The following is a 12,531-nucleotide window of genomic DNA, read 5'->3' on the forward strand; positions in this document are numbered from 1 at the left end:
GTAGCAAAAACAACCCTCGCAAACACCTTTTTTGTCATTCAAATGCAATAATTTACAGAAACCCTTTCTATCGCTTTTTTGTTTTGCTTAAATGAACTGATTAGACCATTTACCACAGTAACCAAGAAGGAACGCATTCGCGAATTGCCATGCCAGTTAACACCTCTTTCAACAAACACGATTTAAAAGTTCTCCTTTTAGAGGGGGTTCATCCTGTTGCTGAAGATATCTTCCGTCGCGACGGTTATGAGAATGTGACCTACCATAAAACGGCACTTTCCGAGTCAGAATTACTGCAAACGATTGGTGATTACCACTTTGTTGGTATTCGCTCTCGCAGCCAACTGAGTGAGCAGGTGCTTTCAGCCGCCAATAAATTAGTCGCTGTTGGCTGTTTTTGTATTGGCACCAACCAAGTTAACCTCGATGCTGCTCAGCTCAAAGGCATTCCGGTTTTCAACGCCCCTTACTCAAACACCCGCAGTGTCGCCGAACTGGTGTTAGGCGAGATGATTATGTTATTGCGTGGCATTCCTGCTAAAAATGCCGCCGCTCATCGTGGAGAATGGCAAAAAACAGCGACGCTTTCCAATGAAGCCCGCGGTAAGTCTTTAGGCATTATCGGCTATGGCCATATTGGTACCCAACTCGGTATTTTGGCCGAAGGTATCGGTATGAAAGTACGCTTTTTTGATATTGAGAACAAGTTAACGCTGGGTAACGCCGAGCAAGTTACAGAGCTTAACGATCTATTAGCCACTTCAGATGTTATTAGTCTGCATGTCCCTGAAACGCCTGAAACTAAAGGTATGATGGGGGTTAAACAGATTGCACAAATGAAAACCAACAGCATTTTAATCAATGCCTCACGAGGCACGGTGGTTGATATCGATGCACTCGCTCAAGCGCTCGAAGAAAAACGTCTTGCCGGAGCAGCAATCGACGTATTCCCGACAGAACCTAAGTCAAATAACGAAGAGTTCCAATCGCCTTTACGTCAATTTGATAACGTGATTTTAACGCCGCATATTGGTGGCAGCACCCAAGAAGCACAAGAAAATATTGCGATTGAAGTTGCCGATAAGATGATCAAGTACAGTAACAACGGCTCAACCATGTCAGCAGTGAACTTCCCCCAAGTGTCGCTTCCGGAGCATGATAACCGTCACCGAATCCTGCATATTCACCACAATCGACCTGGCGTCCTGACCCAGATCAACCACATCTTGTCTGACAATAACGTCAATATTTCAGGACAATACCTGCAAACGCAAGGGGAGCTTGGCTATGTGGTCACTGATATAGAAGATGGGTCGAGCGAAACTGCACTCGAAAAAATGCGCCAAATTGAAGGCACTATTCGAGCCAGAATTTTGTATTAATATTTTATACTGTCATTCCCGCGAAGGCGGGAATGACGAAAAATTATAGATTATTTATAAGGGGCTATGCCACTACAGCTAACTTACCTTGGTACTTCTCAGCTTATAAATTAAGCCGACTAACCCTTTATTTCCTAACAATAACCATAGCCCTACAGCAAATTCAATAATCATCGGTATTAAGAAAAAAGCAGTGATATTAACCCCCTGACCAAACATGGGCATGAATATTACAGTTAATAAACCAATTATAGAACTGGCGACAAAATACAGTCCGATTATTGAAACCAGAGGCATTATGAAGCTTTCAGCCGTTGGATATACATCTTCCTTAGGTAGGCCCGATATCTTATTTAGTAGTAATGTTGGAAAAAACCAAAGAATGATTATTAATAAAACCTTGGCAAGGAAGGGTAGTAATACGGAATAGTCGACAACCAGCTTCTTCTCTAAAGGGTTATCATTATAGCCTCCGAACTCAAGCATAGGTACATCTCGCACTAAGAGTTTACCTATATCATCAATAGAAGTAACCAACAAAATTAGAGCCGTCACTCTAAGCGCTACAATTAAAATTGCTTTTTGATTCATTATTATTCCCTTCGGCTGTTCTAGTTACAAAAAAGGCCAGCAAGTTGCTGGCCTTGGTAAGATAGCAGAAGTGATTACTTCACGCGAGGATCAAGTTTGCCTGCTTTATAGTCCGCAGCCATTTGCTCCATGTTAATCGGCTTAATTTTAGCCGCATTACCCGCTGTGCCGAACGATTCATAACGCGCTTTACAAATCGCTTGCATCGCGTCTTGTGCAGCTTTGTTATATTTACGAGGATCAAATTCTTTCGGGTTGTGCTTCAAGAATTTACGTACCGCACCTGTTGCTGCTAAACGTAAATCTGTATCGATGTTCACTTTACGTACGCCGTGCTTAATACCTTCTTGAATTTCTTCAACTGGCACGCCGTAAGTTTCGCCCAAGTCACCGCCGTACTCGTTGATCACTTTCAACCAGTCTTGCGGTACTGACGAAGAACCGTGCATCACTAAGTGCGTGTCAGGGATACGCTCGTGAATTTCTTTGATGCGCTTAATCGAAAGCACGTCGCCTGTTGGTGGACGCGTAAACTTGTAAGCACCGTGAGACGTACCGATGGCGATTGCTAATGCGTCAACGCCCGTATCTTTTACGAACTGCGCCGCTTCTTCTGGATCCGTTAACAACTGATCCATGCTCAACTTGCCTTCCGCGCCAGAGCCATCTTCTTCGCCAGCCATACCGGTTTCTAATGACCCAAGGCAGCCTAACTCACCTTCAACCGACACACCGCACGCATGCGCCATATCAACCGCTAACTTAGTCACTCGTGCGTTGTACTCATAGCTTGCTGGCGTTTTCATGTCTTCTTCAAGTGAGCCATCCATCATCACTGATGAGAAGCCTAATTGAATCGACTGCTGGCAAATCGCTGGTGACGCACCGTGGTCTTGGTGCATACACACTGGGATATGCGGGAACTCTTCTGTCGCCGCCAAAATTAAGTGGCGAAGGAAGTTTGAACCTGCGTACTTGCGAGCGCCCGCTGACGCTTGAACGATAACAGGACTATCAGTTTCATCCGCAGCCTGCATCACAGCACGCATTTGCTCAAGGTTATTCACGTTAAATGCCGGAATACCGTAATCATTTTCTGCTGCATGATCCAGTAATTGGCGTAATGTAATTAATGCCATCTTGTTATCCTCTTAAACTTTGTAACTGTTTAATATTTAAATGCTTCACGCTCTGTCAGTCAGCTATTTAAATAGCTACTTCGCACGCTCTTCTAAAATCGCTACTGCCGGTAACTCTTTACCTTCCAAAAACTCTAAGAAAGCACCGCCACCGGTTGAAATGTACGACACTTTGTCATTGATGCCGTATTTATCAACCGCCGCTAACGTATCGCCACCACCGGCAATTGAAAAGGCGTCGCTTTGTGCAATCGCTTTAGAAATCGCTTCGGTACCAGCACCAAATTGATCAAACTCAAAAACACCCACTGGACCATTCCACACAATGGTTTTAGCGTCTTTCAATACTTCGGCTAGATGCTGTGCTGACTTTGGACCGATGTCAAAAATCATATCGTCTTCTGCTACATCATCCACAGACTTTGTTTCAGCTGCCGCATCTTCCGAAAACTCTTTACCGGTAACGACGTCCACAGGCACCGGAATTTCACCGCCTTTGGCCTGCGCCTGTTCAATCAATCGCTTCGCTTCAGGGATTAAGTCTGCTTCGCACAGTGACTTACCTACTGGCTTATCCGTCGCAGCAATAAAGGTATTGGCGATACCGCCGCCAACGATCAACTGGTCGACAACTGTGGAAAGCGATTCAAGAACCGTTAGCTTAGTCGACACTTTCGAACCGCCAACAATCGCCACCATCGGGCGCGCTGGATTATCCAAAGCTTTACCTAATGCTTCCAACTCGCCAGCCAATAAGGGGCCAGCGCACGCCACTGGTGCAAATTTAGCGACACCATGGGTCGACGCTTGAGCACGGTGCGCGGTACCAAATGCATCGTTAACAAACACATCGCAAAGACTTGCATACATCTTTGACAAACGTTCATCATTGGCTTTTTCACCAACGTTACAACGGACGTTTTCAAAAACAACCACTTCGCCTTGCTCAACGTCTACCCCTTCAAGGTACTCACTGACCAAGCGTACTGGTGCGTCCAGTGAATCATTTAAGTAATCAGCGATTAAAGCCATCGAATCTTTTTCCGTTAATACGCCTTCTGTCGGACGACCACGGTGCGACATCACCATCACCTGCGCGCCTTTCTCCAGCGCTAACTTGATCGTCGGTAACGATGCTTGGATTCGAACATCACTGCTAATTTTGCCATCTTTAACTGGAACATTCAGATCTTCACGAATCAGTACGCGCTTACCGTTTAGATCCAAATCTGACATTCTCAAAACGTTCATGTTTTAGAACCTTTATTCATTATTTCAAACGTAACTTTAAAGATACCTTTAAAGTACAAAAAGACTTTCCGCAAAAAGTCTTTTGTTTTAATCAAGCGTCGCCTTACTCTCATAGCACTTAAAAACTAGTGTTTAAGAGATAGTTACTTGGAAGACGAGGCTTGGCTGATTTTTGAATGCGTAGCGTATATAAGTACGTGAGCATCGAGAAAATCAGCCGTAACGAAGTATTACGAGTAACTAGCCTTAAACACTCATCATTTTGATAGCGACGTCTAACATACGATTACTAAAACCCCACTCATTATCATACCAAGTAACCACTTTAACCAAGTTACCGTCCATCACACGAGTTTGGCCTGCGTCAAACGTAGAAGACGCTGGAGTATGATTAAAGTCGATAGAAACCAAAGGCTCATCGTTGTAATCAAGCACGTGACCGTCTGCTGCTTTCTTAACGATTTCGTTAATTTCTTCAGCCGTCGTATCACGGCCTGCAGTAAAGGTTAAGTCTACGCACGATACATTGATCGTTGGTACACGCATGGCGAAACCGTCCATCTTGCCATTCAATTCTGGAAGCACTAAACCTACTGCTTTAGCAGCACCTGTTTTCGTTGGGATGATGCTTTGTGCAGCTGCACGTGCACGACGCAAATCAGAGTGTTGGTTATCGATCAATTTCTGGTCGTTGGTGTAAGCGTGAATCGTGTTCACCAAACCTGATTTGATACCGACTGTGTCGTTTAATACTTTCGCTAGTGGTGCTAGACAGTTTGTTGTACAAGATGCATTTGAAACAACTTTGTGCTCTGGCTTTAAGATGTCATCGTTAACGCCGAACACTACCGTTGCGTCTACGTCTGCTGCGCCAGGTGCAGAAATTAGAACTTTCTTTGCACCACCTTTGAAGTGTTTTGATGCACCTGCTTGGTCTTTGAAGACACCAGTACATTCGAATACCACGTCAACATCTTGATCACCCCAAGGGATTAGCTCAGGGTTACGCTCGGCGTACAACTTAATTTTGTCGCCATTAACGATTAGGTGCTCACCATCCGTCGAAACGTCAGCATTAAAACGACCGTGAGTCGTATCATACTTTGTTAAGTGCTTGGTTGTTTCTGCTGGGTGCGATGAGTTGATCGCCACAACTTCGATGCGGTCACGGTAACCGTGCTCATAAATTGCGCGTAACGCTGTACGACCAATACGACCATAACCATTAATTGCTACTTTAACTGTCATTTGATTCTCCAAATCTTTTCAGTTTAGGGCTTATGTTGTAACCATGCTAAGCAAGTCAGCTCCACGCTTATGGCTTTCGCTCACCGTGGGTGCTTCCCTACTGTTTATGATTAATCGAGTAAGCCACCTTCGTCTAACATGTCTTCAGCCACAGCTAATACGTTCTCCACTGTAAAACCGAAATGCTCAAATAAATCACCAGCTGGCGCTGACTCGCCGAAGCTTGTCATGCCAATAATTTGACCTTCAAGGCCAACATACTTGTACCAATAGTCCGCCATCGCCGCTTCAATCGCAATACGTGCTGGAACATCGGCAGGGAGTACGCTTTCTTTATAACTCGCGTCTTGGGCGTCAAAGGTGTCTGTTGACGGCATCGAAACCACGCGAACTTGCTTGCCTTTCGCCGTTAATGTTGCAGCGACCTCTACCGCAAGACCGACTTCGGAGCCTGTGGCGATCAAGATCAGTTCAGGCTTTTCCGCGCTATCAACTAAAACATAAGCACCCTTAGCAACATCGGCTAATTGCTGCGCATCACGCTCTTGATGCGGTAGACCTTGGCGGCTTAAGCTTAGCGCTGTCGGACCATCACGACGCTCAATGGCTGCTTTCCACGCCACAGCAGTTTCAACCGCATCGCAAGGACGCCATACTGAACAGTTTGGTGTGGTGCGTAAATTCGCTAATTGCTCAATCGGTTGGTGCGTCGGACCGTCTTCGCCTAGACCAATGGAGTCATGAGTAAAGACATAAATCGCTTGCTGCTTCATTAACGCCGCCATGCGAACCGCATTTCTCGCGTATTCCATGAAGATCAGGAAAGTACCGCCATACGGCATTAATCCACCATGCAAGGCCATACCATTCATGATGGCACACATACCAAACTCACGAACACCGTAGTAAAGGTAGTTACCGCTAGCGTCTTTGGCTGTGATGCCTTTTGACTGTTCATTGATGGTCAGGTTAGAACCTGCTAAATCCGCAGAACCACCTAACATTTCAGGCAATAAAGGCGCATAAGCGTTTAACGCCATCTGTGATGCCTTACGGCTGGCAACGGTTTGGCCTTCTTGTTGTAGCTGCTTGATATACTTATCCGCTTCTTCTGCAAAGTTGTCTGGCAAACGCTTATCCAAACGACGCTTTAACTCAGCGGCTAATTCGGGATGTGCTTCTGTGTAAGCAACAAACTTCTGATCCCAGTCGCTTTCTAACTGCTGACCGGCATCGCGCTTATTCCATGCACTGGCTATATCTGCTGGGATCTCGAAAGAAGCATGTGGCCAGTTCAGTTCTTTACGGGCCAACTCAATTTCATCGTCGCCAAGCGGCGCGCCGTGGCATGATTCTTTACCTTGTTTATTTGGCGAGCCAAAACCAATCACTGTTTTACAGCAAATTAGGGTCGGGCGGCTGTCATCCGCACGCGCTTCTTCAATCGCTTTTTTGACCGCTTCAGGGTTATGACCGTCAACGTCGGCAATCACTTGCCAGCCATACGACTCAAAACGTTTCGGTGTATCATCAGAGAACCAGCCGTCGACCTCACCATCAATCGAAATACCGTTGTCGTCCCAGAAGGCAATCAGCTTACCCAGGCCCAAAGTCCCCGCCAGCGAGCACACTTCATGGGAAATACCTTCCATCATGCAACCATCACCCATGAACGTGTAGGTATAATGGTCAACAATGTCATGGCCTGGGCGGTTAAACTGAGCCGCTAATGTTTTCTCAGCAATGGCAAAACCCACCGCATTGGCGATGCCCTGACCCAGCGGTCCTGTGGTGGTTTCAACGCCGGGCGTGTAACCGTATTCAGGGTGACCAGGAGTCTTCGAGTGCAACTGTCTGAAATTCTTAATGTCTTCAATGCTGACGTCGTAACCCGTAAGGTGGAGCAAAGAGTAGACCAGCATTGAGCCATGGCCATTAGACATCACAAAGCGGTCACGATTTACCCAGTCTGGGTTGCTTGGATTGTGGTTTAAAAAATCGCTCCAAAGAACTTGAGCGATATCCGCCATCCCCATTGGGGCGCCAGGGTGACCTGACTTGGCTTTTTGAACGGCATCCATACTGAGTGCGCGGATGGCATTGGCTAATTGAAAACGACTCGGCGTGTCATTACCAGAAGTGGGCATCGAATCTCCTAATAGATGTGAGTAAGGCCAGCAATTTTTAGGGCGCTTATTGTCTCAAACCGTGCTCAGCCAATCAAATAAATTGGGCGTTTTTTGCTCAAATTAACGATCTTTTGCAGCGGTTTAGTACCGAAAGTGACTTTTACGCCCGATCTAACCTTCTTCTTCCTCTCGTAGCTCTTCGAGAATACTGAACAAGCTGCATTCAGGATCGGTCAGCATGGCCTCTATTTCCCACGGCGGTACCGGCTTACTAAAGATGAAGCCTTGGATTTCTTCGCAGTCCATCGCGCGCAGAGCTTCCACTTGCAACACGGTTTCCACTCCCTCGGCAACCACCTTGATATCGAGGTTATGGGCCAGAGTCACAATCGATGCCACTAATTTCTGATCACGTTCAGAATCTTCTAAGTCCCACACGAAAGAGCGGTCAATTTTTAGGGTATCAATAGGGAAGTCCTTGAGATTGCCGAGCGACGAATAGCCCACACCAAAGTCATCAAGCGCCAAACTGATCCCCATTTCTCGTAGCGTTCTCATTTGCTCAATCGAGTGCGCCAAGTCCTGCATAACCATGCCCTCAGTAATTTCGAACTCAAGCGCTGAAGCATCGATTTTAGCAATGTGTAGCGCCGTCTTCACCGTTTCCCACAAATTTTCATGATAGAACTGCACCGCGGAAAGATTGACCGCAATCTTACCGTCATAAATACCCCGATTTTTCCAGTCACGTATTTGAAGGCATGTCTTCTCAATGACTTTCTGACTGATCGGAATAATGAAGCCTGCTTCTTCAGCAAGCGAAATAAACTCGGTTGGCATCACCAGGCCGCGGTTTGGATTACGCCAGCGAATAAGCGCTTCCATACTGGTGATTTTACCAGTCTGAAGGCTTACTTTGGGTTGATAGAAGACCACAAACTCATCTTTTTCAATGGCTTGGCGCAACTCACTTTCAAGGTTAATCCGGAGTTGTGCCTGTTCATTCATTTGGCGCGTATAGAATTGATAGGTATTTTTACCCTTCTTCTTAGCGTAATACATCGCCATATCCGCATTTTTTAACAACTCTTCTGCTGTCTCACCGTTTTCTGGGTGCATCACAATACCAATACTGGGCGACACCACTACTTCTGCGCTGGATAAAGGCAGAGGCTTGGAGAGTTGATCTAAGATTTCTTGAGCGTATTTTGCAGGCTGGCTCCAAGTATCGACATTACTCAATACGATGGTAAATTCATCACCACCCAATCGTGCCACAATACCATCATTATCACGCGTAATATCCAGCAGTGCCTTTGCTACCGAGGTTAGTAACTCATCACCAACCCCGTGCCCTAAGGAGTCATTGATTCGCTTAAAGTTATCCAGATCAATGAATAACAGCGCGTGCTGATCGGACTCGCCCGATAAGGCCAGCAATTCCTCAAAACGTTGTTTAAAGCTATTGCGGTTACGCAACCCGGTTAGCTGATCGACAGTAGCCAATCGACGTAATTCTTTCTCCGCTTTTTTACGGAACGTAATATCTGAGAATACGCCAACATAGTTGATAATATTGCCATCACCATCACGCACCACGTCAATGTTAATTTCAATCGGATAAATCTGGCCATTCTTCCGTGTTGCTTCTAACTCACCACTCCAACTCCCTTCAGAAACCAATACCTCTTTCAGCTCATCAATAAAATTATCCGGTGCGTTTACAATAGTCGATTCTCGGATAGGACGGCCAATAACCTCCTCCGACTCAAAGCCTGTAATTTTGGTGTATGCTTTATTGATGGCGATGTAATTATAATCTTCATCCAGAATCCAGACCGCGTCTGAAATATTATCGAATGACTTAACCACCATACTCAACTGCTGCTCTGTATCCTTTAAGTCACTGATATTTTTGAGCGTTCCCGCCATCCGTAACGGCTTTTTATCATCATCTCGGGCGACCACTTTGCCGCGGTCTAAAACCCAAATCCACCCACCTCGCTCGTTGCTGATACGATAAGTGGTTTCAAAGTGCATCGATTTACCCGCTAAATGCGCATTAAGTGATTGCTTCACATACGGCAGGTCATTCGGGTGAATATTAGAATTCGCCATCGAGTAACCACTTCGAATACCATCACGCGGGAAATCAAACGGCCATTCATTGGACAGGTGTAACGCTCCTGTATTGACCTGCCAGTCCCACAACTCATCACCACTTCCCCACAACGACAGCTTCAAGCGCTCTTCACTTTCTGCAAGCTGCATAGCTGCAAACTGCCTCTCACGCATTCTTGACCAGATCAGGTAAGAGAAAGCCAAAATAATTAAGCCCAGCAAGAATCCGTAAATGGTGTAAGCAAAGGGTGATAACCAGGATAAGGTTTGAACCTCAACATCAATTCCCGCCGGCTCTTCACTCCAAACACCATCCTTATTAGCAGCATAGACTTTAAAGCGGTAGGAGCCCGGCTTCAGATTGGTATAAGTGACACGGCGACTTTGGGCGTCGGTCTCGGTCCAGTCATTGTCATACCCTTCTAATTTATAGCGAAAGCGGTTACTCCAAGGGTCTGTGTAGTTAAACCCTGAGAAATCGAAGCTTACGGCTGTATCTTGTGGATAAATTCTTACTTCTTCAGCGATATTGGCGGGTTTGCTTAATCTCGGACGATTTTCTTCGCCAACCACAATCGAATTGTTGTTCACTAAGATATCGGTAATAACGGGCTTTGGCGGTTTTTCATCCTCAGTGTACGACGATGGATTAAAATAGATGACGCCATTCATCCCGCCAAAATAAAGGTTATTCTGACGGTCTCTCGTTGTGGCGCCAGTATTAAATTCGATGATTGGCTGATCTTCCGTCACTGAAAACTGTGACATGCTGAAATCCGAAGCATCAATACGGTAAAGTCCACCACCCGTTCCAGCCCACACCGTTCCCGATTCATCTTGTAGCAATGAATAAATGGTTTCATGCAGATTACTCACCGCATTATTCAAAATAGTATGCTGCTGGCTAATGAGGTCAACCACAACTAAACCGTTACCGAAAGTTCCTACCCACAGTCTTGAGTTCTGATCCATGGCTAAGCTTAATATAGCATCTTGGGCCTGCGGGGGGAGGTTGGTAAATAAGTTGTCTAACGAAATGAAGCTTTCATCACTCTTACTAAAACGATAGACCCCACTATCAGAGCCAATCCACAAGTAATCTTCATTGTCATCACTTAATAAAACATTGACTCGATTATCACGATGATAGTCGATATCCACTAGTCGGTATTTTTGAACGGAATTATCACTCGCTAAACGCCACAGGCCTTTTCCCGTACCGAGCCATAAATACCGCCCATCATAATGTGCCGTTGTGAAGTAATCCTGAGCCCCTATCGCTTGGTAGATTAATTCAAATGATAACTTTAGCTCGTCAAACTTCCACACCGACTGTTCCGCAATCAACCAATGCCTTCCAGCACCAATTTCAATCAGTTTATTGATACTCTTGCCTTCCAGCTCAGGCGGTAGCTCAACGTCCATAGACTCCACCCCATTAGGCGTTCGCCCTAGAACGGTCAAGCCACTAACACTGCCACCGACCAGTAAATGATCGTAACTCGTTGCCAGCAAAGAGTAGGTAATGGCCTCTTTTAGTGAGCCTTGTTCTCTTGGGTTATGATCGAGGAAAACAAAGTTAATGGCATTGGGGTTAATTTTATTCAGGTACGATGAAGAGCCGATCCACATGATGTCGCTGCTATCTTGAAATAGCACATTAATTTTGTTGCTGCCCACGGCACCTTCTTTGCCGTAAGTATGGTGCTCAACAATCTTACCTTCAGCTAAAGTAAATAAACCTTGCTGTAAGGTACCCGCCCATAATCGTTGCTCTTTATCAAAATAAAGACTGTTTAACTGAACCTGCTCATTTTCAAAGCCCAGCTCCGTCAACTTGACGCGAGAAAAGTTTAAATCATCGGGGTCAAACTCGACCAATCGCTCTTGGTTCGACAGTAACCACAGCTTACTTTCTGGTGTTTCTACCATGGAATCAACCAAACCCAATGACAACATCTCTGGGTTTTCAATAACCATGAAGTGATTCATGGTCGGCAAATACCTGGCTAAGTCACCTCGCGTCGTCACCAACCAAACTCGCTGCTGACTGTCGACCATGATGTCCCTAACTTCAGATAAGGTTGCCGGAATCCGACGATTTTTCATCACTGGTACAGTGCGGAATCCTTTGATCTTAGGATCATAATAAGACGGCCCGCTGTAGGTACCCACCCAAACGCCGCCCTGATTATCTACCGCTAAGCTAGACACAAAGTTATCAGCGATTGAAAACGGTTCCTGTGCGTTATGGTAAAAGTTAATAATTTTTGCTGAGTCTTGCTGAAATAAGGCGAGTCCGTTTTGAGTGGCAATCCATAAGTCACCATTCGAGTCCAGTGCCAAGTCTTTTATTCGAGTGCTCGGCAGCTGACTATTTTGCTTATTATAGATTTTTACACTATAGCCATCGAACCGATTCAAGCCATCTTGGGTCCCGATCCACAAGAATCCATACTGGTCTTCAACGATCGAAGTAACCGTGCTTTGTGAGAGTTCACCTTCGAGCAGGGCGGCGGCTGACTGAGCGCGCACGAAAATGCTGCTTGTCAATAACCAGCATCCTAGGAGCAAAGTCAGTAAGGCCAAGATTTTTTTGGGCATTAATTTCCTATGTAGGCAGACACTACCTTTATATAAGTCCTTAGTTTCAACTAAATAACTTTAAAA

At 45.6% G+C, this 12,531-nt stretch carries 7 protein-coding genes; 1 reads left to right on the forward strand and 6 read right to left on the reverse strand.

Features of this window, described 5'->3' with window-relative positions:
- Positions 1–149 precede the first annotated feature (149 nt).
- Positions 150–1,382, forward strand: coding sequence for a phosphoglycerate dehydrogenase (gene serA / locus ABD943_RS05595; protein ID WP_345292195.1), 1,233 nt, complete (start codon positions 150–152; stop codon positions 1,380–1,382).
- A 78-nt stretch (positions 1,383–1,460) separates the two neighbouring features.
- Here the strand turns inward: serA and ABD943_RS05600 are convergent, their stop codons facing one another.
- The 6 genes from ABD943_RS05600 to ABD943_RS05625 all read right to left on the reverse strand — a co-directional run bounded on the left by ABD943_RS05600 (position 1,461) and on the right by ABD943_RS05625 (position 12,465).
- Positions 1,461–1,973 carry a hypothetical protein gene (locus ABD943_RS05600; RefSeq protein WP_345292196.1) on the reverse strand — a complete coding sequence of 171 codons (513 nt, stop codon included), beginning with the start codon at positions 1,971–1,973 and terminating at the stop codon, positions 1,461–1,463.
- A gap of 74 nt (positions 1,974–2,047) precedes the next feature.
- Positions 2,048–3,112 carry a class II fructose-bisphosphate aldolase gene (gene fba, locus ABD943_RS05605; protein WP_223577018.1) on the reverse strand — a complete coding sequence of 355 codons (1,065 nt, stop codon included), beginning with the start codon at positions 3,110–3,112 and terminating at the stop codon, positions 2,048–2,050.
- Between the two features lie 75 nt (positions 3,113–3,187).
- Entirely contained in the window at positions 3,188–4,363 is a 1,176-nt protein-coding gene (locus tag ABD943_RS05610) for a phosphoglycerate kinase (protein ID WP_345292197.1), read from the reverse strand.
- Between the two features lie 246 nt (positions 4,364–4,609).
- Entirely contained in the window at positions 4,610–5,611 is a 1,002-nt protein-coding gene (gene gap / locus ABD943_RS05615) for a type I glyceraldehyde-3-phosphate dehydrogenase (protein WP_345292198.1), read from the reverse strand.
- Between the two features lie 110 nt (positions 5,612–5,721).
- Complete coding sequence (gene tkt / locus ABD943_RS05620; protein WP_345292199.1) at positions 5,722–7,758, reverse strand: transketolase; 2,037 nt, start codon at positions 7,756–7,758, stop codon at positions 5,722–5,724.
- A 153-nt stretch (positions 7,759–7,911) separates the two neighbouring features.
- Positions 7,912–12,465: an EAL domain-containing protein gene (locus ABD943_RS05625; protein ID WP_345292200.1), complete on the reverse strand. Its 4,554-nt coding sequence runs from the start codon at positions 12,463–12,465 to the stop codon at positions 7,912–7,914.
- Positions 12,466–12,531 lie beyond the last annotated feature (66 nt).

It is taken from the genome of Kangiella marina (genome assembly GCF_039541235.1).
GTDB lineage: Bacteria > Pseudomonadota > Gammaproteobacteria > Enterobacterales > Kangiellaceae > Kangiella > Kangiella marina.